At 73.7% G+C, this 25364-nt stretch carries 18 protein-coding genes and 1 pseudogene; 6 read left to right on the forward strand and 13 right to left on the reverse strand.

The genetic code is table 11. The features are described from left to right. Positions 1-486: 486 nt before the first annotated feature. From ACWD4A_RS09135 to ACWD4A_RS09150, 4 genes are all read right to left on the reverse strand, one after another. Positions 487-1536, reverse strand: a complete 1050-nt coding sequence (locus tag ACWD4A_RS09135; protein ID WP_451191405.1) for a helix-turn-helix domain-containing protein — start codon at positions 1534-1536, stop codon at positions 487-489. Between the two features lie 392 nt (positions 1537-1928). After that, positions 1929-3149, reverse strand: a complete 1221-nt coding sequence (locus ACWD4A_RS09140) for an NADP-dependent isocitrate dehydrogenase (RefSeq protein WP_451191407.1) — start codon at positions 3147-3149, stop codon at positions 1929-1931. A gap of 240 nt (positions 3150-3389) precedes the next feature. Beyond that, positions 3390-3797, reverse strand: coding sequence for a DUF3017 domain-containing protein (locus ACWD4A_RS09145; RefSeq protein ID WP_451191409.1), 408 nt, complete (start codon positions 3795-3797; stop codon positions 3390-3392). Continuing rightward, positions 3787-4656: a bifunctional methylenetetrahydrofolate dehydrogenase/methenyltetrahydrofolate cyclohydrolase gene (locus tag ACWD4A_RS09150; protein WP_451191411.1), complete on the reverse strand. Its 870-nt coding sequence runs from the start codon at positions 4654-4656 to the stop codon at positions 3787-3789. Before ACWD4A_RS09150 ends, ACWD4A_RS09145 begins: the two co-directional genes overlap by 11 nt. A 156-nt stretch (positions 4657-4812) precedes the next feature. Between ACWD4A_RS09150 and ACWD4A_RS09155 the strand changes: the two genes are divergently transcribed. Beyond that, on the forward strand, positions 4813-5523 hold the full coding sequence (locus ACWD4A_RS09155) for an RDD family protein (RefSeq protein WP_451191413.1): 711 nt from the start codon (positions 4813-4815) through the stop codon (positions 5521-5523). Positions 5524-5643: 120 nt separating this feature from the next. Here ACWD4A_RS09155 and purH read toward each other — a convergent pair whose 3' ends face one another. Further along, complete coding sequence (gene purH, locus ACWD4A_RS09160; RefSeq protein ID WP_451191416.1) at positions 5644-7209, reverse strand: bifunctional phosphoribosylaminoimidazolecarboxamide formyltransferase/IMP cyclohydrolase; 1566 nt, start codon at positions 7207-7209, stop codon at positions 5644-5646. Continuing rightward, positions 7206-7838, reverse strand: a complete 633-nt coding sequence (gene purN / locus ACWD4A_RS09165) for a phosphoribosylglycinamide formyltransferase (protein ID WP_451191418.1) — start codon at positions 7836-7838, stop codon at positions 7206-7208. Before purN ends, purH begins: the two co-directional genes overlap by 4 nt. 298 nt (positions 7839-8136) lie before the next feature. Here purN and ACWD4A_RS09170 point away from each other — a divergent pair, with 298 nt between their 5' ends. Continuing rightward, positions 8137-8934, forward strand: coding sequence for a hypothetical protein (locus ACWD4A_RS09170; protein ID WP_451191420.1), 798 nt, complete (start codon positions 8137-8139; stop codon positions 8932-8934). 215 nt (positions 8935-9149) lie between these two features. On the opposite strand, the gene ACWD4A_RS09175 is transcribed toward ACWD4A_RS09170, so the two are convergent. From ACWD4A_RS09175 to ACWD4A_RS09200, 6 genes and pseudogenes are all read right to left on the reverse strand, one after another. Continuing rightward, complete coding sequence (locus ACWD4A_RS09175; RefSeq protein ID WP_451191423.1) at positions 9150-11300, reverse strand: cell division protein PerM; 2151 nt, start codon at positions 11298-11300, stop codon at positions 9150-9152. Between the two features lie 166 nt (positions 11301-11466). Continuing rightward, complete coding sequence (sucD, locus tag ACWD4A_RS09180; protein ID WP_451191425.1) at positions 11467-12351, reverse strand: succinate--CoA ligase subunit alpha; 885 nt, start codon at positions 12349-12351, stop codon at positions 11467-11469. Between the two features lie 20 nt (positions 12352-12371). Further along, positions 12372-13547: an ADP-forming succinate--CoA ligase subunit beta gene (gene sucC / locus ACWD4A_RS09185; RefSeq protein WP_451191427.1), complete on the reverse strand. Its 1176-nt coding sequence runs from the start codon at positions 13545-13547 to the stop codon at positions 12372-12374. A gap of 253 nt (positions 13548-13800) precedes the next feature. Continuing rightward, on the reverse strand, positions 13801-14700 hold the full coding sequence (locus ACWD4A_RS09190) for a vWA domain-containing protein (RefSeq protein ID WP_451191564.1): 900 nt from the start codon (positions 14698-14700) through the stop codon (positions 13801-13803). Between the two features lie 963 nt (positions 14701-15663). Further along, positions 15664-17958: pseudogene (locus ACWD4A_RS09195) on the reverse strand (DUF5682 family protein); the annotation flags it as partial. Further along, positions 17955-19049 (reverse strand): ATP-binding protein, encoded by a 1095-nt coding sequence (locus ACWD4A_RS09200; RefSeq protein ID WP_451191429.1) that lies wholly within the window; start codon positions 19047-19049, stop codon positions 17955-17957. The gene ACWD4A_RS09200 and the pseudogene ACWD4A_RS09195, both read right to left, overlap by 4 nt. A 103-nt stretch (positions 19050-19152) precedes the next feature. On the opposite strand from ACWD4A_RS09200, the gene ACWD4A_RS09205 reads away from it, so the two are divergent. Both ACWD4A_RS09205 and ACWD4A_RS09210 read left to right on the forward strand, forming a co-directional pair. Then, positions 19153-20175, forward strand: a complete 1023-nt coding sequence (locus ACWD4A_RS09205; RefSeq protein ID WP_451191432.1) for a hypothetical protein — start codon at positions 19153-19155, stop codon at positions 20173-20175. Between the two features lie 61 nt (positions 20176-20236). Further along, a complete protein-coding gene (locus ACWD4A_RS09210; protein WP_451191434.1) occupies positions 20237-21805 on the forward strand; it encodes a DUF5691 domain-containing protein in 1569 nt (522 codons plus the stop codon). Positions 21806-21850: 45 nt separating this feature from the next. Here the strand turns inward: ACWD4A_RS09210 and ACWD4A_RS09215 are convergent, their stop codons facing one another. Further along, positions 21851-22264, reverse strand: a complete 414-nt coding sequence (locus tag ACWD4A_RS09215) for a cobalamin B12-binding domain-containing protein (protein ID WP_451191436.1) — start codon at positions 22262-22264, stop codon at positions 21851-21853. Between the two features lie 386 nt (positions 22265-22650). Between ACWD4A_RS09215 and ACWD4A_RS09220 the strand changes: the two genes are divergently transcribed. Together ACWD4A_RS09220 and ACWD4A_RS09225 are read left to right on the forward strand one after the other, a co-directional pair. Next, positions 22651-23529 (forward strand): esterase/lipase family protein, encoded by an 879-nt coding sequence (locus ACWD4A_RS09220; RefSeq protein ID WP_451191438.1) that lies wholly within the window; start codon positions 22651-22653, stop codon positions 23527-23529. 261 nt (positions 23530-23790) lie between these two features. Next, positions 23791-25299, forward strand: coding sequence for a peptidoglycan DD-metalloendopeptidase family protein (locus ACWD4A_RS09225; protein ID WP_451191440.1), 1509 nt, complete (start codon positions 23791-23793; stop codon positions 25297-25299). Positions 25300-25364 lie beyond the last annotated feature (65 nt).

A 25364-nucleotide genomic window follows, 5' to 3' on the forward strand; every position in this document is an offset into this window, starting at 1 on the left:
GGAAGAGCAGCGCGTAGCCGATCTGACCGGCCGCGCCGGTGACGGTGACATTGACGGGAGTGCGGGTCATGGCGATCTCCTGCTGCGAACTGGGGTTGGGTGTCCCTGCCCATATGAGGCGGACCTCTCTCGGTGTCAAGAGATCCGGCGTCAGGCTATCCGACGCCACCCTCCCAGAACGCCCGCCCCCATGTGGGACGCCTCACCGTTCGCCACGGCGGGCTGCCGCCGCTATGGGTGCCCCATTCCGCGCCGTGCGGGCGCAGCGCTGTCCTCAAACGCCGGACGGGCTGGACCGGGTACCCACTCCGGCTCCGGCCTGCCCCCGTTCCGCTCCGTGCGGGCGCAGCGCCTGCGGCGCTGTCCTCAATCGCCGGACGGGCTGGTTGTGGACTACGGTCCGCGAGAACCAGCCCGTCCGGCGTTTGAGGACAGCGCCCGGAGGGTGCTTCCCGCCGCAGGCGGCGAACCGGCCCGCACCAACCGTCAGGCCCGCGGCAGCGACACCGTGCAGCCCTTCGTCCCCGACGTGAGGGTGACGCACGCCGTCGCCTGCCCCGGCGCGGAAACGGCCACCATGGGCGTGTAGCCGTCCGCAGGATGCCCGGTCCCGCCCACCCGCCCCGCTTCGGTGCGGGCCGGCACCTCCCCATGTGCCCGTGCGTTTATGCGCACCGCGTCCCCCCGACCGGCCTGAGTTATCCGCCCCCAGGCCGCCCCGCACGCCTCGCTGTAGCGCACCTCGACGTGGGACGTGCCCACCGTCGCGGTGCCCGCCGTCGTCGCGTGGGCGCCGCCGCACCCCATCGCCTCGGGGTCCTTGCCCGCGCAGGCGTCGCCGGTGCACTTCACCCCGGCGGGCGGCGCCGCCGGGGCGCTCGTGGCGGGCGGCGGGGCGGGCGGCGGGGCCGCCGAGTCCTTGCCGTCGTCGCCCGAGCCCAGCAGCAGCACCACGGCGGCGGCGACGAGGAGGGCACCCACGACGCCGGTGGCGAACAGGACGGCCCGGCGGCGCGACGGCCGCTCGACGGGGATGGCCTCCGCCCGGTAGTCCGGCGGCCGCGCCGACCGCGGCACGGACGGCTTGCGGGGCTCCGGGGCCTCCTCGGCGAGCGCGGTCCGCACCTTCTCCGGCGCCTCCTGGCACAGCGGCTCGGAGTAGACCGGCTCGGGAGGTCCCGCCGGGGCGGCCGGCCCGAACTCGCCCAGCGCGGCCCGCGCCTGGGCCACCCGGAGGGCCTCCATCGTCACGTCGTGCCGCAGCTCGGAGCGGCTCCAGGAGCGCTCCGCGAGCTCCCACATGGTGCTCAGGTGGCCGACGTCGGTGCCCGTCGCCTCGGCGAGGGCCTCGGCGGCGCCGAGCGGCGGCAGCAGCCGCCCGTTCAGATAGCGTTCCCAGGACGTCTTGCTGTAGCCGGTGCGGTCCGCGACGGCGCCGAGGCTCAGCTTGCTGCGCTCGACCAATCTGCGCAGCTGTTCGGTGAATTCGCGGACTTCTGGATCGAGTTCTTCCGGTAAAGCCCTCCAACGAGGCATTGCCCTCCCCCTGTCCCCCGACGCGTTTCCCGTGGTCCCGTTCCGTGCCCCTCGTGCGGCCCCGGTGCCGACTACCCAAGGGGATGCCGCAACTCAGCATGGCAGTTCCCGGCCCGGGGGCGCACGGTCGCACCGGGTGCGAACGGCCGTCACGACACGCGCCCTTGTCACGGACACGGCACAACTGGTACGGAACGGCGACCTCGTACCGGAATGGTCACCCCCCGGCCACAGGAGGCTTGAAGATCTTGCCCGGCGTCGTCGTGATCATGATTCTCGGTACCGGGCGGTGCCGCGTCTTCCCACGGGGGTGGAAGACGGGGCACCGCGGCCGCTCACCAGCGGCGGGGGCGGTCCGTCCCCTCCCGGGACGGGCCGCCCCCGCCGTGCCGTCAGCCCGCGGCCATCGCCTTCCTGAGGTTCCCGTCCAGGGCGTCCAGGAACTGCTCGGTGGTCAGCCAGGGGGTGTCCTTGGAGATCAGCAGCGCCAGGTCCTTGGTCATCTGACCGCCCTCGACGGTCTCGACGCAGACCCGTTCCAAGGTCCGCGCGAACCGCGTGACCTCGGGCGTGCCGTCCAGCCCGCCGCGGTGGGCGAGGCCCCGGGTCCAGGCGTAGATCGAGGCGATCGGGTTGGTCGAGGTCGCCTTGCCCTGCTGGTGCTGCCGGTAGTGGCGGGTGACCGTGCCGTGCGCCGCCTCCGCCTCCAGGGTGCGGCCGTCGGCGGACATCAGGACCGAGGTCATCAGACCGAGCGAACCGAAGCCCTGCGCGACGATGTCGGACTGCACGTCACCGTCGTAGTTCTTACAGGCCCACACATAGCCGCCGGACCACTTCAGCGCCGCGGCGACCATGTCGTCGATCAGGCGGTGCTCGTACGTCAGGCCCGCCGCCTCGAAGTCCGCCCTGAACTCGGCGTCGAAGACCTCCTGGAAGATGTCCTTGAAGCGGCCGTCGTATTTCTTGAGGATCGTGTTCTTCGTGGACAGGTAGACCGGATAGCGCCGGTCCAGGCCGTAGCGGAACGAGGCGCGCGCGAACTCGCGGATCGACGCGTCGTGGTTGTACATGCCGAGCGCCACCCCCGCGCCCGGGAACGTGTGGACCTCCAGCTCGATCGGCTCGCCGCCGTCCTCGGGGGTGAAGGTCATGGTGAGGGTGCCGGGACCCGGGATCCTGAGGTCGGTCGCGCGGTACTGGTCGCCGAAGGCGTGGCGGCCGACGACGATCGGCTCGGTCCAGCCCGGCACGAGCCGCGGCACGTTCGCCATGATGATCGGCTCGCGGAAGATCACGCCGCCGAGGATGTTGCGGATCGTGCCGTTGGGCGAGCGGTACATCGCCTTGAGGTTGAACTCCTCGACCCGCGCCTCGTCCGGGGTGATCGTCGCGCACTTCACCCCGACGCCGTACTCCTTGATGGCGTGCGCGGCGTCGACCGTCACCTGGTCGTTGGTGGCGTCGCGGTGCTCGATGCCCAGGTCGAAGTACTTCAGCTCGATGTCTAGGTACGGCAGGATCAGCCGGTCCTTGATGAACGACCAGATGATGCGGGTCATCTCGTCGCCGTCGAGCTCGACGACGGGGTTGACTACCTTGATCTTGGCCATGGGGAAATCTTCGCCCCGAGCACCCGGCCAGTCACGTCTCCCACGCGCTTCCGACCGGGTGCGGCTGCGGGGAGCCGCGGCATCGGCCACATCCAGCCCGTCCTGGGGGCATCTCCTGGGGGTCCCCCCGGACGGAGTCTGGGGGAGGTAGCTGGGGGAGTTCGAGGACACCGCCGCGCAGCGGTGGTGCGGAACACTGCGGCCCGCGGACGGCGACGCGCCCCGGACACACACCACCGCTCAGACAGTGAAGTGCAGCACGTCGTCCAGGAACGGAATCTTCACCCAGGCGTGCGGCTGCGCCATCAGCGTCAGCAGCACGATCGTCAGCCCCAGCCCGCCGTACGTGACCATGTCGGTGAACCGCGAGCGCACGGCCAGCATGCCCACCGACGGGAGCGCCCAGCGCAGCACCGCGCCGCCGATCATCGCCAGCCCGATCAGCAGGGTGCCCACCCGGAACACGTCGCAGGCGACGAGCAGCAGGCCGACGCCCGTCACGGCCAGTACGGCCAGCAGCGGCCACTGCCGGGCCGGGGCGGGCGCGTCACCGGGGGCCGCGCGCCCGCCCCCCTCGGGGCGGGCGGTGTCCCGCGTGAGCTGGAAGCGGCGCGACTTGCCGGGCGTCGGGGCCATCTCAGCCCGCATGGCCGATCCCGGCGGCGCGCTCCGCGGCCTCCACGACGTTGACCAGCAGCAGCGCCCGCGTCATCGGGCCGACGCCGCCCGGGTTGGGGGAGATCCAGCCGGCGACCTCGGCGACGCCCGGGTCCACATCGCCCATGATCTTGCCCTCGCCGTCGCGGCTGACGCCGACGTCGAGCACCGCGGCGCCCGGCTTGACGTCCTCCGGCTTGATCAGGTGACCGACGCCCGCCGCCGCCACGATGATGTCCGCCTGGCGCAGCTGGGCGGACAGGTCGCGGGTGCCGGTGTGGCAGAGGGTGACGGTGGCGTTCTCGGAGCGGCGGGTCAGCAGCAGCCCGATGGAACGGCCCACGGTGATGCCGCGGCCGACGACCACCACGTGCGCGCCGTTGATCTCCACCTTGTGGCGGCGGAGCAGTTCGACGATGCCGTTGGGGGTGCAGGGCAGCGGGCCTGTCTCGTTGAGGACGAGACGGCCGAGGTTGGTCGGGTGCAGGCCGTCCGCGTCCTTGGCCGGATCCATCAGCTCGAGCACCCGGTTGGTGTCGATGCCCTTGGGAAGCGGGAGTTGGACGATGTAGCCGGTGCAGTCGGGGTTGTCGTTGAGCTCGCGGACGACCGCCTCGATCTCCTCCTGCGTGGCGGTGTCGGGCAGTTCGCGCTGGATCGACGCGATGCCGACCTGGGCGCAGTCACGGTGCTTCCCGGCGACGTACCACTTGCTGCCGGGGTCGTCACCGACGAGGAGGGTGCCCAGGCCGGGGGTGACGCCCCGGGCCCGCAGCGCTTCCACGCGGCTGGTGAGTTCGGACTTGATCGCGGCTGCGGTGGCCTTGCCATCGAGAATCTGGGCGGTCATGCCCCCCATACTCCCGGATGGACCGGCCCTCGTTCCAATCAGGTCACGTCCCCCGGCACGGCGCTTGTCGGCCATCGGGCTGTGCCTACGATGATCGGCGCCGCGGCGGAAGCCGCGGCCGTCCCCGTTCCGCCCGTGCCCGCTCGAAGGACCCACGTGACCCACCCGAACCCTCCCGGCCCGTACCCGTCGTACCCCCAGCAGCCCGGCCAGCCGCCCTACGGCCAGGTCCCGCAGCAGCCGGGCCCGCCGTACCCGGGCCAGCAGCCGTACCCGGGACAGGCCTACCCGGGGCAGCAGCCGTATCCGGGACAGCCGTACCCCGGCCAGCAGTACCCGGGCGGCGGTCACGGCTACGGCCACCCCGGGCACGACCCGTACGCCATGCAGCGGCCGCCGTACGCGAGCTGGGGCGCGCGCGTGGGTGCCACGCTGCTCGACGGGCTGCTCGGGTTCATCCCGGCGATCCTGTTCGTCATCGGCCTCGTCATGATGATCGCGGCTGCGCACGACAGCAGCTGCACGTCGTACGACGCGAGCCGGGGTCTGTGCACGCAGAGCACCGGCTCGGCGGGGCCCGGCCTGATCGTGATGTTCCTCGGCATGGTCGTCGGGGTCGCGCTCGGCTTCTGGATGCTCTACAAGCAGGGCAAGACCGGTCAGACGTGGGGCAAGAAGGTCGTGGGCATCAGCGTCCTGCGCGAGCGCGACGGCATGCCGACGGGCTTCGGCATGGCCTTCGTCCGCAACCTCTGCCACATGGCCGACGGTTTCTTCTACCTCGGCTACCTGTGGCCGCTGTGGGACGAGAAGAAGCAGACCTTCGCCGACAAGATCGTCAGCACGGTGGTCGTCCGCGTCAAGTGACGCCCCGAGTGACGCCTCAAGTCACCTGCTGATCAAGGCTGCTGGAGGCCGCGCCCCGGATCGTCCCGGGGCGCGGCCTCCCGCGCGTGTCAGTGGAACACGTGTCAGTGGATACGCGTATCAGTGGAAGAAGTGGCGCGTGCCGGTGAAGTACATCGTCACGCCGGCCGCCTTCGCGGCCTCCACGACCTGCTCGTCACGGACCGAACCGCCCGGCTGGACCACGGCCTTGACGCCCGCGGCGGTCAGCACCTCCAGCCCGTCCGGGAAGGGGAAGAAGGCGTCGGAGGCGGCGTACGAACCGGCGGCGCGCTCCTCGCCCGCGCGCTGCACCGCGAGCTTCGCCGAGTCGACGCGGTTGACCTGGCCCATGCCGACACCGACGGTCGCGCCGCCCTTGGCCAGCAGGATCGCGTTGGACTTCACGGCGCGGCAGGCGCGCCAGGCGAAGGCCAGGTCGGCCAGCTCGCCGGCGGACAGCGCCTCGCCCGTGGCGAGCGTCCAGTTGGCGGGGTCGTCGCCGTCGGCCTGGAGCCGGTCCTTGGCCTGCAGCAGCAGCCCGCCCTCGACGGGCCGGGACTCGCCGTGCGCCACGGGGGCGTCGGCGCAGCGCAGCACACGGATGTTCTTCTTGCGGGCCAGCACCTCGACGGCGCCGTCCTCGTAGGCCGGGGCGACGATGACCTCGGTGAAGATCTCCGCGACCTGCTCCGCCAGCTCGACCGTCACCGGGCGGTTGACGGCGATGACGCCGCCGAACGCCGACAGCGGGTCGCACGCGTGCGCCTTGCGGTGCGCTTCGGCGACGTCCGAACCGACCGCGATGCCACAGGGGTTGGCGTGCTTGATGATCGCGACGCAGGGCTCGTCGTGGTCGTACGCGGCCCGGCGCGCGGCCTCGGTGTCGACGTAGTTGTTGTAGGACATCTCCTTGCCGTGCAGCTGCTCGGCGTAGGCGAGGCCCTTGCCGGTGCCGTCGGTGTAGAGGGCGGCGGGCTGGTGGGGGTTCTCGCCGTAGCGCAGGACGTGCTTGCGCTCGTAGGAGACGCCCATGAAGTCCGGCCAGGGGCCCTCGTCGGCACCGTAGCCCTCGGCGAACCAGTTGGCGACCGCCACGTCGTACGCGGCGGTGTGCTGGAACGCCTCGGCGGCGAGCCGCTTGCGCTGCGGCAGGTCGAACCCGCCGTCCGCGGCGGCCTTGAGGACCTCGGCGTAACGGCCGGGGTTGACGACGACCGCCACGGAGGGGTGGTTCTTGGCGGCGGCCCGGACCATGGAGGGGCCGCCGATGTCGATCTGCTCCACGCACTCGTCGGGCGAGGCGCCGGAGGCGACCGTCTCCTTGAACGGGTAGAGGTTGACGATCACCAGCTCGAAGGGCTCGACGCCCAGCTCGGCGAGCTGTGCGCGGTGCGAGTCGAGCCGCTGGTCGGCGAGGATGCCCGCGTGGACGCGCGGGTGCAGGGTCTTCACCCGGCCGTCCAGGCACTCGGGGAAGCCGGTGAGCTCCTCGACCTTGGTGACCGGGACGCCCGCGGCGGCGATCCGCCCGGCCGTCGAACCGGTCGAGACGAGCTGGACGCCGGCCGCGTGCAGCCCCTGGGCCAGCTCTGCCAGCCCGGTCTTGTCGTAGACGCTGACCAGGGCGCGGCGGATGGGTCGCTTCGTACCGTTCTCGGCGGTCACGGGATTGTTACCTTTCGTCCCTCTATGCGGTAGCCGTGGCGGGCGAGACGCCCCACGACATCGACGAGCAGCGCTCGCTCGACTTCCTTGATCCGCTCGTGCAGCGCGGATTCGTCGTCCTCGTCCCGGACCTCCACCGCGCCCTGCGCGATGACCGGGCCGGTGTCGACGCCGTCGTCGACGAAGTGGACGGTGCACCCGGTCACCTTCGCGCCGTACGCGAGCGCGTCGCGCACACCGTGGGCGCCGGGGAAGCTGGGCAGCAGGGCGGGATGCGTATTGACCGTCCGGCCCCCGAAGCGGGCCAGGAACTCCTTGCCCAGGATCTTCATGAAGCCGGCGGAGACGACGAGGTCCGGCTCGTGGGCCGCGGTCGCCTCGGTCAGCGCCCGGTCCCAGGCGTCACGCGTCGGGTGGTCCTTGACCCGGCACACGAAGGTGGGCAGCCCGGCGCGCTCGGCGCGCTCCAGCCCGGCGATGCCGTCCCGGTCGGCGCCCACGGCCACGATCCGGGCGCCGTACCCCTCGGGGTCGGCGGCGATCGCGTCGAGCAGGGCCTGCAGGTTGGTGCCCGAGCCGGAGACCAGCACGACGAGGCGGGCGGGGGGCGCGGGAGGCGGGGAGGCCACAGCGGGGCCCTTTCTCGCGGGTGGAGCGGTTTGTATGGTCGTACAAGCCGGAGGGGTCCCCGAATACGGGGGACTCTACGAAGCCGCCGACCGCCAGCAACGATACCGGCACACCGAACGGCCCCCACGGGACGGGGGCACGCGCGGAAGGTAGCGTCTGGAAGCAGCGCACGGAAAGCGCGGGCAAAGCGCATGGAATCCGAGCGCGACGCCGTACGTTCGGTGTGCAGTACGTCATGGCGTGCGGGGCACGCCGGGGACGCACAGGACGACGACACAAGGGGAAGACACACTCCACATGCCGGACCGACGCCTCCACGCGGCTCACCGCTTCCCGCTGCCCACCGACCGGCAGGCGGCGATGAGGAACGCCCGCATGTCACCAGAACGCCCCTCGTCACCGTCCCCGGGCTCGGACGAGCAGCAGGACAACCCCTTCGCACCGCCGCCGGAGGGCAGGCCCGACCAGCCCTGGCAGCCGCGGCCGGAGGGGCGCGGCGGCGACGGCGACGGCGGCGACAAGGACGGCGAACGGCAGCAGCCGCCCGCGTGGGGCAGCCAGTGGAGCAGCAGGCAGCCGGGCCGCCACGACGGCGGCTTCGGCGGCGGTCAGGGCGGGCAGCGCCCGCCGAGCGGCCAGGGCGGCGGTCAGGGTGGTCAGGGCGGCGGGCTCCGCTGGGACCCGACGGACCCGGCACAGCGGCGGGCACGCTACGCGCTGCTCGCGGGCCTGTGGGGGTTCTTCTTCGCCCTGTTCAGCATTCCGCAGGTGGCCCTGCTCCTGGGTGCCCTGTCCGTCTACTGGGCCATCAGCTCGCTGCGCGCCAAGCCGCAGCGCGAGCGCCGCGCCGACCCGGACGTACCGCCCCCGCCCCCGCCCGCCCCCGGCACCCCGCGCCCCCAGACCACCGCGGCCGTCAGCGGCCTCGTCATGGGCGCCCTCGCCATCGCCATCGTCGCGGCCACCTTCGTCTTCCAGCTGGTCTACAGCGACTACTACACCTGCGTCGACGACGCCCTCACCCAACAGTCCCGCCAGTCCTGTGAAAACCACTTGCCGAAGCATTTGCGCCCCTTGCTGGGCACACAGGACTGACGCCGGTCAGGCCGGACGGGCTGAAAATTCAGCCCGTCCGGCGTTTGAGGACAAGCGGCGCAGCCGCTTCGGGGGTCCGGGGGTCTCCCCCGGTTTCGGGAAGGGGCGAGGCTGGGGAACAAGCCCGCCGCAGGCGCGAACCGGCCCGCACCCACAGGCCGGGGCCCGGGGGCGCAGCCCCCAGTCGCACACCGGCCCGCACCCGACAGCAGACCTCAGCCACCGTCCCGCGGCTCGAACTCCGGCATCAACCCACCCCCGGACTCCCGCAACGCCGCCCACCGAACCTGCCGCGCCCCCGAGTCGTGCCAAGCCCCCGCCCCCACGACGACCCCCTCCACAGCCTCCTCGGCCTCCTCAGGAACCCCCTCCACGACCCCTTCCACCGGCATCCGCGCCGTCGTCGCGGCGGAAGCCGCGTGCCTCCCCTTGGCCCGACGGCGCCGCCACCACCGCGAACGCCTCGGCTGCACAGGCTCAGGCACGGACGGAGGCACAGGCGCGGGCACGAACACGGGCGCCGCCACGGCGACCGGCTGCACCACCACCTCGGGCGAGGCCCGGACCGGCAGCTCCTCCACGGACCGCGGCACCCCGTCCGGCTGTCCCGAAGGCCGGGCCGGAGGCCAAACCGGGGGCTCTGCCACCGGTTCCGTCCGCACCCCGAAGCCGAACCACGCCGCCAGCGCCCGTACCGCCGCCGCGCCCGTCCACCAGCGCGCCCGCGTACCGACCGCCGGGGCGTCGGCCGCGGAACCACCCGTCAGCGGGGCGATCCCCAGGGCCGCCACGGCCCCCTTGCACCACGTCGGCACGAGCTCCTGCGCAGCGTCCTCGTCCTCGCGAACGTCCCCGCGAACGCTCTCGGGCACGGCCTGAGGCACGACCTCGGGCACGGCCGTACGCACGTTCTCGCGCTCCGCCTCCGCTTCGGCCGCCTTCGCCTCGGCCGCCTCCGCCTCGGCCGCTTCGGCCGCCTTCCGCAGGGCCCGGCGCCGGGTCCAGCGCAGGATCAGCGCGCCCGGTACGCCGAGGACCGCCGTCCAGGCCAGCGCCGCGCCGCCCACGAGCCACCACGGCGGGCCGAAGGCCGCGAGCCTGGACCGGCCGAGCGTGCCGGACGCCGCGTACGCCAGGAACGCCATCAGCACCGCGCACAGCGCCGCGCCCAGCGCGGCGGTACCGGCCGTGCGGGCCGGCTTCGACCGGTGCAGCGCCTCCGGGTCGCGCGGCACCGCCGCGTACGCGACCGACACACCCGTGGCGACGGACAGCGCCGAGGCCGCCGCCAGGGCAAGCGGTCCGGACGGGCCCGCCGCCGGGAGCGCCGCGAAGAGCGGGAACCGGGGCAGCAGCGGATACCCGGCCACCCCCAGCGGGGCGACGACGCCGACCGTACCGACCATGAACCCGGGCCCCAGCCCGTACGCCGCCGCCCAGACGACCGCGTTCGGCAGCAGCGCCACGCACAGGAGGATCACGGCGACGCGGCCCGACCAGGCGAAGGTCATCTGGAGGAGCGACTGCTGCGCCACCCCCGCGTGCAGGGCGAGGGAGACGACCAGCAGCAGCGTGCCGCCGCCGAGCAGGGCACCCGTGGCCGCCGCCCCGGTCCGTACGACGTCGTACAGCCGGGGGCGCGTGAACCAGCGCCGCACGCCCAGGGGAAGCGCCCCCAGCGCCCGGCGCGTAAGGGCGGGCCGTGTCGCGCCGGGGCCGTGCCCCGCCGCCCACGCCCCGATCCCGACGGACGCGCCCGCGAAGAGCGGCACATGGAGCAGGGCGCTCAGCGGATCGACCCGCAGGGGCCCCGACGAGACGTAGAGCGCGGCGGCCGCGGCCACGAACAGATAGCCGCCCAGCAGGGCCGCGACCGCCTTGCGCGGCGCGAGCCCCGCGGGGCGGCCCGCGGGCACGGCGTCGTACGGGCCGTCGTACAAGGCGTCGTACGGGTCAGGAGGAACGTCGCCCTCGGGCGGCTCGTCCGGGGCGTCGTCCGGCGGCTCGTCCGCCGGGTCGAGGGTGTGCCGGGCCGCCCGGTAGAGCAGCCAGCTCGGCAGGACCGTGAGCAGCAGCGGCGTCAGGCCGATCGGCGCGGGCGTCCCGGAGAGCGTCTCGGTCCGTACGAGGTGCGCGCCGTGCGCGAGCAGCCACAGGGCCGCGGCGACGCGCAGCGCCGTCGCGGGGCCGCTGTCGGGGTACGGGGAGGAGATCCACAGCGACAGCACGGCCACGGCGAGCGTGCCGAGCCCCAGGCCCGCGGCGACCATCCCGCCGAGGAACACCGTGCCCGCCGGCGGCGGCCCCGCGGCGGTGGACCGGCTCCGCGAGGACAACGGCGGGCTGTGATCGGCATATTGGGTCACAAGGCCATGCTGCCAACAACATGGCATTCATACGGGTAGCACGCAAATGGCCGTCGTGTCGCCCAAATACGTTTATGCACCTTTCATCCCGGAGGGTGCCCGGGGGAACGGGCGTGGGCCCGCACCCCCGAAGGGGTGCGGGCCCACGCACTCAGGACCGTACGGCTCAGGCGGACAGCGCCGCGCGCGCCAGGCGGGCCGTCTCGGACGGCGTCTTGCCGACCTTCACGCCCGCGGCCTCCAGGGCCTCCTTCTTCGCCTGGGCGGTGCCGGACGAACCGGACACGATCGCACCGGCGTGGCCCATCGTCTTGCCCTCGGGCGCGGTGAAACCGGCCACGTAGCCGACGACCGGCTTGGTGACGTTGGCCTTGATGAAGTCCGCGGCCCGCTCCTCGGCGTCGCCGCCGATCTCGCCGATCATGACGATCAGGTCGGTCTCGGGGTCGGCCTCGAACGCGGCGAGCGCGTCGATGTGCGTGGTGCCGATGACCGGGTCGCCACCGATGCCGACGGCCGACGAGAAGCCGATGTCACGGAGCTCGTACATCATCTGGTAGGTCAGCGTGCCCGACTTGGACACCAGACCGATGCGGCCGGGCTTGGTGATGTCGCCCGGGATGATGCCGGCGTTGGACTGGCCCGGGGTGATCAGACCGGGGCAGTTCGGGCCGATGATGCGGGTCTTGTTGCCCTTCGAGCCCGCGTACGCCCAGAAGGCGGCGGAGTCGTGGACGGCGATGCCCTCGGTGATCACGACGGCCAGCGGGATCTCGGCGTCGATCGCCTCGACCACGGCGGCCTTGGCGAACGCCGGCGGCACGAAGACGACGGTGACGTTGGCACCGGTCTTCTCCATCGCCTCGGCGACGGAGCCGAAGACGGGCACCTCGGTGCCGTCGAAGTCGACGCTCGTGCCCGCCTTGCGCGGGTTCACGCCACCGACGATGTTGGTGCCGTCGGCCAGCATGAGCTTGGTGTGCTTCATGCCCGTGGCGCCGGTCATCCCCTGGACGATGACCTTGCTGTCCTTGGTGAGGAAGATAGCCATGGTTGTGGAGTCCTCGTCCCTTACTTCGCAGCCAGCTCGGCGGCCTTGTCGGCCGCGCCGTCCATGGTGTCCACGCGCTGCACCAGCGGGTGGTTGGCGTCGGACAGGATCTTGCGACCCAGCTCCGCGTTGTTGCCGTCGAGGCGGACGACGAGCGGCTTGCTGACGTTCTCGCCCTTGGCCTTCAGCAGCTCGAGCGCCTGCACGATGCCCTTGGCGACCTCGTCGCACGCGGTGATGCCACCGAAGACATTGACGAAGACGGACTTGACGTCCGGGTCACCGAGGATGATCTCAAGACCGTTGGCCATCACCTCGGCGGAGGCGCCGCCACCGATGTCGAGGAAGTTGGCCGGCTTGACGCCGCCGTGGTTCTCACCGGCGTACGCGACGACGTCCAGGGTGCTCATGACGAGACCCGCGCCGTTGCCGATGATGCCGACCTGGCCGTCGAGCTTGACGTAGTTCAGGCCCTTGGCCTTGGCGGCGGCCTCCAGCGGGTTGGCCGCGGCCTTGTCCTCCAGCGCCTCGTGCTCCGGCTGGCGGAAGTCGGCGTTCTCGTCGAGCGAGACCTTGCCGTCGAGGGCCAGAACGTCGCCGTTGGCGACCTTGGCGAGCGGGTTGACCTCGACGAGGAGCGCGTCCTCGGCGACGAAGGTCTTCCACAGGGTCACCATGACCTCGGCGACCTTCTCGGCGACCTCGGCCGGGAACTTCGCCTGGGCGACGATCTCGCGGGCCTTCTCGATCGTCACACCCTCGTTGGAGTCGACCGGAACCTTGGCCAGAGCCTCGGGGGTCTTGGCCGCGACCTCCTCGATGTCCATGCCGCCCTGAACGGACGCCATGGCGAGGAAGGTGCGGTTGGTGCGGTCGAGGAGGTACGAGACGTAGTACTCCTCGAGGATCTCGGGAGCGGTCTCGGCGATCATCACCTTGTGGACCGTGTGGCCCTTGATGTCCATGCCGAGGATGTCCGTCGCGCGGGCGACGGCCTCGTCCGGGGTGGCGGCGAGCTTCACGCCACCGGCCTTGCCACGGCCGCCGACCTTCACCTGCGCCTTGACGACCGACTTGCCGCCCAGCCGCTCGGTCGCCTCGCGGGCCGCCTCAGGCGTGTCAATGACTTCACCGGCCAGCACCGGTACACCGTGCTTGGCGAAGAGGTCCCTCGCCTGGTACTCGAACAGGTCCACGCGCGTCCGTCCCTTTTCCATGGATATCGCGGTTCAGTGTCTGCGCGGGCGTGCCGCAGGCCAGCGTGACGACGCGATCTTTTACGAGGGCGGCACACGTTCACCGTTGACGCGGCATGTCCGTCTCGCAGGTTATCCCCGAGGGACGGAGGTCCCTAAATCGCAGGTCACACTCCGGCCGTGATTACCCTCACAGATCGCACACGGACCGCCACCGCGGCCGCCTCCCCCGACGCGCGCGCCGGGCCCGCCGTCAGGGCTCGGGGACGGGCAGCGGCCGGTTCTCCAGCGCGGCGGCCATCACCTCCGGGAAGAGGTCGGGAGTGCAGGCGAACGCCGGTGCGCCCAGGCCCGCGAGCGCCGCGGCACGGTCGTGGTCGTAGGCGGGGGCACCCTCGTCGGAGAGCGCGAGCAGCGTCACGAACCGCACACCGGACGCCTGCAGCGCGGCGACCCGCCGGAGCATTCCGTCGCGTATCCCGCCCTCGTGGAGATCACTGATGAGGACCACAACGGTCTCCGCCGGGCGGGTGATGCGGGACTGGCAGTAGGCGAGCGCCCGGTCGATGTCGGTGCCGCCGCCGAGCTGCGTGCCGAACAGGACGTCGACCGGATCGGCCAGCCGGTCGGTGAGGTCGGCGACAGCGGTGTCGAAAACGACGAGCCGGGTGTCGAGGGAGCGCATCGAGGCGAGGACCGCGCCGAACACGGACGCGTAGACGACCGAGGAGGCCATGGAGCCCGACTGGTCGACACAGAGGACCACCTCCTTGCGCACCGACCGCGCCGCCCGCCCCCGGCCGACGAGCCGCTCCGGGACGACCGTGCGGTGGGCGGGCAGATAGTTCTTGAGGTTGGCCCGGATGGTGCGGTCCCAGTCGATGTCCTGGTGCCGGGGCCTGCGGACGCGCGCCGACGACCGGTCGAGGGCACCGCCGACGGCGGTCCGGGTGCGCCGCGCCAGCCGCTCCTCCAGCTCCCGGACGACCTTGCGGACCACAGCGCGGGCGGTTTCCCGGGTGGTCTCCGGCATGACCTTGTGGAGCGACAGGAGAGTGCCCACGAGATGCACGTCGGCCTCGACCGCCTCCAGCAGCTCCGGCTCCCGCAGCAGCGCGGCCGGCCCGAGCCGGTCGAGGGCGTCCCGCTGCATCACCTGAACGACGGACACCGGGAAGTACGTACGGATGTCCCCCAGCCAGCGGGCGACCCGCGGCACGGACCCGCCGAGCCCCGCGCCTCCGCCCGCCTCCCCGTAGAGCGCGTCGAGCGCCCGGTCGATGACGACGTCACGACCACCGAGCACCTGCCCACCGCCGGAACCGGCACCCCCGAGCACAAGCCGCCAACGCCGCAGCCGCTCACTCCCACCGACGGCGGGGGCGCCCTCTTGCACGTCACTGTCCGGGCGGAGCCCGGGAAAACCCGATGCGGTCCCCGGGCGAAGCCCGGCAAAACCCGATGCCCGAGCCCCACTACAAAGCCCCGACTCCGACGCGCCCGCCTTCGCCGGTCCGGCATCGGACGGCTGAAGCCCGGAGCCAGGCTCCGACTCCAACGCGCCCGCCCTCGCCGACCCGGCGCCCGACGGCCCAGCACCCGACAGCCTGGGCCCAGGGCCGAGCCCCGACTCCGGCGCGCCCACCCCCGCCTGTCCGGCATCAGACCGCTGAAGCCCGGAGCCAAGCTCCGACTCCAACACGCCCGCCCCCGCCGGCCCGACGCCCGACGGCCCGGCACCCGACGACCTGGGCCCGGGGCCGAGCCCCGACTCCGACGCGCCCGCCCCTGCCGGTCCGGCGCCCGATGACCGTGGCCCGGGGCCGAGCCCCGACTCCGGCGCGCCCACCGGCCCGGCGCCCGACGGCTGAGGCCCGGAGCGAAGCCCAAGCCCCGGCGCGCCCTTCCCCGCCGACCCGGCATCAGACAGCTGAGGCCCGGAGCGAAGCTCCGACTCCAGCACATCCGCCCCCGCCGACCCGGCGCCCGGCAACCCGGGTCCAGGGCGAAGCTCCGGCTCCGGCACATCGCTCCCCGTCGACCCCGTACCCGATGGCCGGGGTCCGGGGCGGAGCTCCGGTTCGGGAAGGGGCGGGGTGGGGAAGAAGTCCGCCTCCCCCAGCAGCAGCCGCACCGTGGGCAGTACGGCCCCCGCCCGCCCCTCGTCGAGCCCCGCTCCGAACCCACCGTCCTCACCGTCCCCGCCGATGCCGCCGACACCGCCGTGACGGCCCGGCGCAGCCGAACTGCGGAGCAGATCCCCCAGCGCCCGCAGCACCCCCGGCTCGAAGGCGGAGAACGCCCGCCGCAGCAGTGGCAGCACGCCGGTGAAAGAGTCCTCCGGGAGCGCTGCCAGCCAGGAGTCGACCAGCCCGAGCAACCGCTCGTCGTGCACGAGCAGCATCCCCCCGGCCGCGCCGTCGCCCAGGAAGCCCTCGATCCAGGCGGCCGCCTCCCCCGCCGCGACCGCGGGCGAGAGCGCGAGCCCCATGAGCGTGGTGGCCTGGTCCTCCGTCAGCCCCCCGTCGTCCAGCAGCAGCCGCGCGGCCCGCCCCCGTATCCCGCCGGGCAGCCCGTCCCGCCCGGCGAGCAGCCGCAGCACTCCGGCCCAGCGCTCCCGCGTGCCGGCGGCCGGGCCCGTCCCGGCCGACAGGCCCACCGCGTGGTGCACGGCGTCCAGATGGCCCCGCATGTCCGCCGCCGCGTCCGGGTCCAGGCCCGCGCAGGCGGCGGGGAGGCCGACGAAGACCCGCTCCGCCAGCCCCGCGGCCACCTCGGCGAGGGCGGCGGTGTCCGTGCGGCGCACATCGCCGTACCGCACCGCGCGGACCAGCGCGGGGAGGGCCCCGGCCAGGTGCGCCACGTCCGTGTCGAGCGCGGCGCGGTCGGCGAGGACGCGCATCACGGCCGGGAGGGCGTCGGACAGGCCGGCGAGCAGGCATCGTTCGGCGAGCGCGGTGAGGTCGGCGAGGGCCGGGGATCCGACGGCCGCCGCCTCGGCCCGCGCCGTGGCGGCGGCCGCCACGGTGGTCCCCCACACTCCGGCCTCGGCGACCCGCACGGACAGCTCGGGGGTCCAGCGCAGCCGCCAGGACTCGCGGAAGGTACCCGTGCCGCCGCGGGTGCGCACCGGCTCTCCCCAGTGGACACCGAGGAGCCGCAGCCGGTGCAACAGGCGGCTGCGGGCCACGTCGTTGTCCTCGCGCAGGTCGAACTCGCGGTCCCGCGCGGCGGCCTCCGGCTTGAGCCGCAACGTGCGCTGAAGGCGGGTCAGGTCCCGCTGCAGGGGGGCGGCGGGGGCGGACTCCGGTACCTCGCCCAGGGCGTCGCCGACGACGAGGCGCTCCGCCACGAGCGCGAGGGGCGCGCCGGAGCCCTCGCACATGACGGCCCGGACCGCGTCGAGGGTCTCCGTGAGCCCGGCGAGCGGGCGGCCGCGCAGCACGGCCAGGGCCTCGGCGAGCCGTACGGCCTCGATGACGTGGGCGGAGGAGACGGGGTGGTCCTCGGCGCGCAGCAGCCGGGCGACCTCGGTCATCCAGCGCTCGACGGGCCGGTCGGGGGCATGGAAGAGGTGGTCGTACCAGCCGGGCGCGTCGATCCCCGCGCCGTAACCGCTGTGGCGGGCGAGGCGCCCGTGGGTCCACGGCACCCAGCTGACGTGGACTTTGACCTTGGGCAGCCCCTTGAGCTCCGCCCGGTCGGCGGCGACCGTCCGCTTCTCCGTCAGGGCCGGTACGTGCCAGGCGCCGCAGACCACGGCGAGGGCGTCGCCGAACTCGCGCCGGGCCGCCCGCAGTTCGAGCCGCATATGCGCTTCGCGGGCCGCGTCCCGGCCGGGGCCGGGGCGGAGGGCCCGCAGCTCCGCCATGGCCTCGGCGAGGGCCTGGAACGGCGCGAGCGCGTCGCCGGGACGGGCACGGCCGCGGTGCTCGACGGCGTCCTCCCACCACCGTTCGGGATCGTCGTGCCCGGCGGCGGCCGCGAGCGCGGCCAGCGGGTCGGCGCCCGACGGGGCGGCGTCCGGCGACGGTTCCCCGGACGCGACGGACGGGGCGTCCCGGTCGGGGCCGTCCTGGGCCCGGAGGGCCAGGGTGTGCGCCGCGGGCAGGTCGATGAACCGGACGGGGACGCCGCGGGCGAGGGCCCAACGGATCGCGGTCCACTCCGGGGAGAACGCGGCGAGCGGCCAGAACGCGGAGTGGCCGGGGTCGTCGGCGGCGTGCGCGAGGAGGGCGACGGGCGGCCGCATGCCCTCGTCGGCCGCGAGGTGGACGATCGCGTCGGCCTCGGGCGGGCCCTCGATCAGCACGGCCTCCGGCGCGCACTGGTCGAGCGCCGCGGCGACGGCCCGCGCGGAGCCGGGCCCGTGGTGCCGGACGCCCAGCAGGGCCGGGCCGGGCCCGGTCATGCCGCGGCCTCCCGGCACGCGCGGTAGAAGTCCTTCCAGCCGTCCCGTTCGCGGACGACCGTCTCCAGGTACTCCTGCCAGACGAGGCGGTCCGCCGCCGGGTCGCGGACCACGGCGCCCAGGACGCCGGCGGCCACGTCGTCCGCCCGGAGGACGCCGTCGCCGAAGTGCGCGGCCAGGGCGAGCCCACCGGTGACGACGGAGATGGCCTCCGCCGTGGACAGCGTCCCCGAAGGGGACTTGAGCTTGGTGCGGCCGTCGGCGGTGACCCCGGCGCGCAGCTCACGGAAGACGGTGACGACGCGCCGGATCTCGTCGGCACCCTCGGGCACGGCGGGCAGTTCGAGGGAGCGCCCCATCTGCTCGACGCGCCGGGCGACGATCTCGACCTCCGCCTCCGCGGTGGCGGGCAGAGGGAGGACGACGGTGTTGAACCGGCGGCGCAGGGCGCTGGAGAGCTCGTTGACCCCGCGGTCCCGGTCGTTGGCGGTGGCGATCAGATTGAAGCCGCGCACGGCCTGCACCTCCTCCCCCAACTCGGGGATGGGCAGGGTCTTTTCTGACAGCACAGTGATGAGCGTGTCCTGTACGTCGGCGGGCACGCGGGTGAGCTCCTCCACCCGGACGGTCAGGCCCGCGGCCATGGCGCGCATGACGGGGCCCGGCACGAGCGCCTCGCGGCCGGGGCCGTGGGCGAGGAGCCGGGCGTAGTCCCAGCCGTAGCGCATGGCCTCTTCCGGAGTGCCCGCCGTGCCCTGCACCAGCAGGGTGGAGTCGCCGCTGACCGCGGCGGCCAGATGCTCGGACACCCAGGTCTTGGCGGTGCCGGGCACCCCGAGCAGGAGCAGCGCCCGGTCGGTGGCGAGCGTGGCGACGGCCACCTCGACGATGCGGCGCGGGCCCACGTACTTGGGCGTGATCACCGTGCGGTCGGGCAGCGTGCCGCCGAGGAGGTAGGTGGCGACGGCCCACGGCGAGAGCCGCCAGCGCTCGGGGCGGGGCCGGTCGTCGGCGGCCGCGAGGGCCGCGAGCTCTTCCGCGAAGGCGTCCTCGGCGTGTGGTCGCAGGACGTCGGTATCGGTTCCGGGCACGGTCACAAGTCCCCCTCGTCGTGCGGCTCCGGGTGCTGTGAACAAGCCTGCACCACCCCACTGACAATCGGCCCCGGCGAGGGAAGTTCGCAGGTCAGGGCGATTGTCAGTGGGGGGTCGTAGCGTGTGGGGCATGGAGCGGACGGCTGCGCCACCCGAGGGTGGCCCATCGGACACGGACGCGGCCCGGGGGCGCGCGGAGCGCCGCGCGCGGCGAATGGCCGCCGGTGCCGCGGAGTTGGAGCGGCGGCTCGGCGATCTGCTGCGCGGCGGCCTCGCGGCCGCCGACGGGCCGGGGTACGGGCAGTGGGAGGAGACGGCGGCGCGCATGGTCGACGCGCAGGCCCCCGGACTCGCCTCGCGCGTACGGGAGTTGGCGGCCGCGCGCGGTTCGGACGGGGACTGGGCGTCGCGGCTGTTGGCGGAGTGCGCCCTGTTGCACATGCTCAACCAGGGGTTCCTGCGCCTCGATCGGCTGCCGGAGTCCTTGGCGGCCACGGTGCGGACGCGGGTCGGCATCCCCGTGGACACGGCCGCGCTGCTCGCCTCCGTCCCCCCGGTCCGTGACCACTGGCTGGTCCTGGCCCGTACGGACGGCGACGACGGCCGGCTGATCACCCGGAAGATCTGGCTCCGCGGCCGCCGGACGGGCCGCATGGCGCTGCTCCTCTCGTACGGGGCGGGCGGGCGGGCACCGGAGTTGTCGCTGCCGACGGGCAGCGTGCTGGACGCGGACCTCGCCTATTACCCGGCGGCGCGGCCGCTGCGTGCCGCCCTGGCGGCCCGGCACGCGGCTCCCGAGCCCTGCCCCGGGCAGCCGCCGGGCGGCGACGTCCGGCAGGCCCTGGCCGCGTACGGCGACGCGCTGCGCGACGACCCGTGGCTGGACGCGTGGCCGGTGCTGCTCGACGCCGTGGTCCCGGTCCCCGGCCCGGACGGCCGCTGGCAACTGGTGGACGCCCAGGGCGGGTCGGCGCTCCCCGTCGACCACCGGCACCGGGAGCGCACGGCCCTGTGGCAGCTCACCGCGATATCCGGCGGCCACCCAGTCACGGTCTTCGGCGAGTGCGGCCACCGCGGCTTCACCCCGCTGACCACATGGGCGCCCGAACCGGTGGCGCTCTGACGGGGCCGGCGGCGACGAACGGCGGCGCCGCGGGCCGACGGACACACGAAAGGGCAAGCGCATGAACACCACTTGGGACGAGCTGGTCTCCGCCGCCCTCCTCGGCACCGAGCGGCGCACCCCGCCCGTACAGCCACGGCCCGGTCAGGACGCCGCCGCGGCGCTGCTCGACGCGGCGGCCGCGCAGACCGTCCGGCGGCGGGCCGGGCTGCTCCCGGCCGTGGCCCGGCCACGGCCCGAGGCGGCACCCCCCGATCCCCGGCCCCCGCTGCCACCCGCCGCCGGACGGCGGCTGGAGCTGCTGCTCACCGACCGCTCGGCGGACGGCGGGCGCCGCGGCACCGCGCCCGATCTCACCGAGCTGCTGCCCCAATGGCTGGCCGCCGCCAACCGGCACGGCTACCGGGCGCCCGCAGCCCTGCTGCCCGCCCTGCTCGACGCGGCCCGCGCCCGTACCGACCTCCGCCCGGGAGCACTCGCGCTCGGCGGGCCCCGCGCGCGGTGGCTGGCCGCGCTCAACCCGCAGTGGAAGTACGCACTGCGCGCCGGTCCGCCCCCGGCGCCGGGCCGCGCGACGGGGCCGCTCGACGGCCCGGGGGCGCGACAGGTGTGGGAGGAGGGGCTGTTCGCCGAGCGCGTCGCCCTGCTCGTCTCCGTGCGGCGCCACGACCCGGCGGCCGGGCGGGAGCTGCTCACGGCCACCTGGCGGACGGAGCGCGCCGAGGACCGGCTGATGTTCCTGGACTCGCTGCGCGAGGGGCTCTCCCCGGCCGACGAGCCGTTCCTGGAACAGGCCCTGGACGACCGGAGCCGCACCGTGCGGAGCACCGCGGCGGAGCTGCTGACGGCCCTCCCCGGCTCCGCGCTGGCGCGGCGGATGGCCGGGCGGGCGCGTACGTGCGTGGCCCTGGAGCGCACGGGCGACGCCGCCCGCATATCCGTCGAGGCACCGCACGAGTGCGACAAGGACATGCGGCGGGACGGCGTCGTCGCACGGCCGCCGTCCGGGCGCGGCGAGCGGTCGTGGTGGCTGGGCCAGGTGGTGGAGGCGGCACCGCTGGCCGTGTGGCGCGAGCGGTTCGGTGGCAGGAGTGCCGCGGCGATCGTGGCCCTGCCGGTCGCCGACGGCTGGCAGCCGGACCTCCATGCGGCCTGGTGCCGGGCGGCCGTCCGGCAGGGGGACGCGGAGTGGTCGCGGGTCCTGCTCGGTCCGGCGTCGGCGGCCCCCGCGGCGGAGGGCGCGTCGTGGCGGGACCAGGCGAAGCTGCTCTCCGCGCTGCCGCCCGGGGAGCGCGCGGAGTGGGTGGCGGAGTTCATCGCGACGCACGGGCTGCCGGAGGCGTTCCGGCTGCTCGGGGTGTGCGAGGTGCCGTGGCCGGAGCCGCTGGGCACGGCCCTGGTGGACGCCCTCGGCGCCGCCCGGGACGCGGGCGGCTATCCGTGGAGCTTCAGCGGGGTGATGGGGCTGGCGGAGCGCTGCCTCGACCCCGCACTGGCCGACCGCATGGAGGTGCTCACCGCGGCCCCCGACGACGCCCTGGGGGGAGCCGCGTACTGGACGGAGGCGTTCCAGCGCCTCGTCGCCACGCTGCGGCTGCGCGCCGCGATGCACGCCGAACTGGCGGGCTGAGCAATGGGCCCCTCCCGTCGGTGCGCGGCCGCGCGGCGCTGCCGGTCACGCCTCCGCGGCGTGGCGGACGTTGGCGTTGACCCAGTCGACGATGGACGTCGTGGTCGCCCCGGGGGTGAAGATCTCCGCGACCCCCTGCGCCTTGAGCGGAGCGATGTCCGCCTCGGGGATGATGCCGCCGCCGAACACCTTGATGTCCTCCGCGTCGCGCTCCCGGAGCAGCTCGATCACCTTGGCGAAGAGCGTGTTGTGGGCTCCCGAGAGGATGGACAGGCCGATCGCGTCGGCGTCCTCCTGGATCGCGGTGTCCACGATCTGCTCCGGCGTCTGGTGGAGGCCGGTGTAGATGACCTCCATGCCGGCGTCGCGCAGCGCCCGGGCGATGACCTTGGCCCCGCGGTCATGACCGTCGAGCCCCGGCTTGGCCACCACCACACGGATCGGACCGGTCACTCCCATCACTGCCTCCAAGTACGAGAAGTACGGCTGCCGGTGACCGGCCGCGGGGATTCCCGGCCCCTCGGGGCCAGGGACGTGAACGAACGTTATCCCCAGCATCCCGCACCCGGCCGTTTCGCGGTGGAGAGGGAGGGGGAAATCACACGTGGGACAACACGTTCGCTACGCACCACCCTCGCGCTTCCGTATCTCACGGGTCATGGAGCCACTCGCGCCACCGGGACAGCGGGACGGCGGGTGGTTGCGAGGGGAGCCGCAGCGAGGTGGCCGCGCCCCTGTGCCGACAGCCGCACGGCGCAGTGGTGCGGCCGGCCGCGCACAGCTTCCCGATGTCTGCGCACCGGGGGGAGAGAGCCGCCTTCTGTGTGCCGTTCCGGAGGTCGGCCATGGTGGCCCTGCGCTTGCTCATCCTCTTCTCGGCCCTGTTGCGTCCCAGGGCGGTGCTCGTCCGCTCCACGCTGCTGGAGCTGGCGATCCTCACCGGCCACGCGCTGCTCTACCCCACGGGCCTGACCCAGGAGCGCCGCCCTCCGCCACTGCCGCCACCACCCACAGGGCCCAACGACACGCCCGAAGCCGCATCCGAATCCGGAACGAACGGCAGGACGGCGCAGGAAACAGAACACGGCTCCCACCCGCCCGTCGTCCTGCTGCACGGTTTCATCGACAACCGCTCGGTCTTCGTCCTGCTCCGCCGCTCCCTCCGCGGGCACGGCTGGGAGCACGTCGAGTCCCTCAACTACTCCCCGCTGACCTGCGATGCCCGCACCGCGGCCGAACTGCTCGCCCGGCACGTGGAGGAGCTCTGCGCGCGCACCGGCCGGCCGGAGGTCGATGTGGTGGGGCACAGCCTCGGGGGCCTGATAGCCCGCTATTACATCCAACGGCTCGGCGGCGACGCCCGGGTGAGAACGCTGGTCACGCTCGGCACCCCGCACAGCGGCACCCGCGTCGCGTCATTGGCGTACGCCCATCCGCTGGCCCGGCAGATGTACCCCGGGTCCGCTCTCCTTACGGAACTCGCCGCGCCCGCGCCCGATTGCCGAACGCGTTTCATCAGCTTCTGGAGCGACTTGGACCAGATCATGGTGCCGGTCGAGACGGCCCGTATCGACCACCCGGATCTGCTCACCCGCAATGTGCGCGTGACCGGCGTGGGGCATCTCGCCCTCCCGGTCCACTGGGCCGTGGCGGCGGGCATCCGCCAGGCCCTCAGCACGGAGGAAACCGCGGCCGACACGTCCGGCGCCGCGTCCGTCGCCTGACGTCGCCCGACCTCCGGCCGGTCCGCCCGCCGGTCCGCGACCGGCCCCGTACACCCCTGCCCGGCGCACACGCCATACGACACGCCGAAAAACCGAACAGCCATCGAACGTCAAATCGATTTTCGGGGGTTCAGTCCGCCGAAAGACGGCCAAATGCCCGCCCCGCGCCCACCTGAAACGTGACGAAGATTGTCGCCATCCCGAACCGCCGGGTACAGTCGCCGCTAATTCTCCTGCTCCCGAGGCGAAAGAGAAGTGGTGGTGAACGACCGTCACCCGTCGGCGGGCTCGAGCCCGACCGGTCCCGCTCAGGATTTCTCCTACGGGCACTGCACGTCGTACGAGCAGCAGGGCACCCCGCACGGCTATCCCGGCTACGAGGGCTCCGGCCAGTGGGACACCTCCGGCTGGGGGCACTCCCCCGACGCCTCCTGGGGCGCGAACACCACGGGCTGGGAGCACTTCCAGGACGGCGGCTGGGCCACGGGCGCCTCCGGCCACACCCAGACCTGGGAGTTCACCGGCTACGACACCGGGCACACCGGCCAGTGGGACACCTCCGCCTGGGGCGGCCCCGACGGTACCCGGGCCACGGACACCAACTCCTGGAACACGCCCGGCGCGTACGACACGTCGAACGGCGCCGGCTGGGCGCACCCCGCGGACGGCAGCTGGGCCGGCGGCGCCTCGGTCCACGGCCAGAGCTGGGACACCGGGGCCCACCCGGCCGGGGACACCTCCGGCTGGGGCCACCCCACGGACAACGGCTGGGGCGACGCCCCGCAGACGCAGACCTGGGACACCAGCGCGTACGCGGATCCGGAGGAGCCCCAGCGCACCCCCACCGTCATGGTCGACCTCTCCGCCGCCGACCCCGGGCCCGGCGCCCGGTCCGTCGCCGACGCCGAGACCCGCACCATGTCCGTGGTCGAACCGCCGGAGCCCGCGGACGAGCAGGACGGACAGGACCGACAGGGCGGACAGGACACACCGGCGCGGGCGGACATCCCGGCGCAGAGCCGCAGCCGCCGCAAGGGCGCCCCCTCCCGTACGGGCTACCGGCCGCGCCGCAAGGCGCTGTTGACGGTGGCCGTGCCCTCCGTCGCCGTGATGGGCGTCGCGGGGATCGCCGCCGCGTCCGTCTCCGGCGGCAAGGACGACGCCCAGAAGACGCAGGCGGCCTCGGCCCCGGACAACGCCGCCGTGTCCTCGCTCGCCAACAGCAAGCTGGACACCCAGCTCGCCGGCCTCAGCCGGGGCGCCGACGACTTCGCCACCCGCGCGAGCCGCAACCAGGAGCGCATCGACCTCAAGCTGCGGCAGGAGGAGGAGAAGAAGCGCAAGGCGGAGGAAGCGGCGCGCAAGGAAGCGGAGCGCCCCAAGTTCTCGCTCCCGGTCAACCAGCACGGGCTGAGCGCGTACTTCGGCCAGGCAGGCGTCAACTGGATGTCGGTGCACACCGGCATCGACTTCCCCGTCAGCTACGGCACGCCCGTCATGGCCGCGACCGACGGCACGGTCCGCACGCAGTACAACGTCGCCTACGGCAACATGGCCATAGTGACGTCACCGGACGGCACGGAGACCTGGTACTGCCACCTCAGCAGCACCAAGCTCCGCTCCGGGCAGGTCAAGGCGGGCGATGTCATCGCCTATTCGGGCAACTCCGGCAACTCCACGGGCCCGCACCTGCACTTCGAGGTGCGCCCCGGCGGCTCGGCCGTCGACCCCCTGCCCTGGCTCCGGGCCCACGACCTGGACCCGACGTAGGCATCACCCACCGGGCTCCGACGCCGGGCGGGCCGGATCCTCCGGCCCGCCCGGCGTTTTTCGCG

The organism is Streptomyces sp. NPDC002537 (genome assembly GCF_053594975.1).

Excerpts from the sequence above, each read along its gene's own strand:
- ACWD4A_RS09135 (WP_451191405.1), bottom strand. The coding sequence starts at position 1,536 with ATGCCTCGTTGGAGGGCTTTACCGGAAGAACTCGATCCAGAAGTCCGC.
- ACWD4A_RS09210 (WP_451191434.1), top strand. The coding sequence starts at position 20,237 with ATGAACACCACTTGGGACGAGCTGGTCTCCGCCGCCCTCCTCGGCACC.
- ACWD4A_RS09170 (WP_451191420.1), top strand. The coding sequence starts at position 8,137 with ATGCCGGACCGACGCCTCCACGCGGCTCACCGCTTCCCGCTGCCCACC.
- ACWD4A_RS09215 (WP_451191436.1), bottom strand. The coding sequence starts at position 22,264 with ATGGGAGTGACCGGTCCGATCCGTGTGGTGGTGGCCAAGCCGGGGCTC.
- ACWD4A_RS09140 (WP_451191407.1), bottom strand. The coding sequence starts at position 3,149 with ATGGCCAAGATCAAGGTAGTCAACCCCGTCGTCGAGCTCGACGGCGAC.
- ACWD4A_RS09145 (WP_451191409.1), bottom strand. The coding sequence starts at position 3,797 with ATGCGGGCTGAGATGGCCCCGACGCCCGGCAAGTCGCGCCGCTTCCAG.
- ACWD4A_RS09220 (WP_451191438.1), top strand. The coding sequence starts at position 22,651 with ATGGTGGCCCTGCGCTTGCTCATCCTCTTCTCGGCCCTGTTGCGTCCC.
- ACWD4A_RS09190 (WP_451191564.1), bottom strand. The coding sequence starts at position 14,700 with ATGCAGCGGGACGCCCTCGACCGGCTCGGGCCGGCCGCGCTGCTGCGG.
- sucD (WP_451191425.1), bottom strand. The coding sequence starts at position 12,351 with ATGGCTATCTTCCTCACCAAGGACAGCAAGGTCATCGTCCAGGGGATG.
- ACWD4A_RS09150 (WP_451191411.1), bottom strand. The coding sequence starts at position 4,656 with ATGACCGCCCAGATTCTCGATGGCAAGGCCACCGCAGCCGCGATCAAG.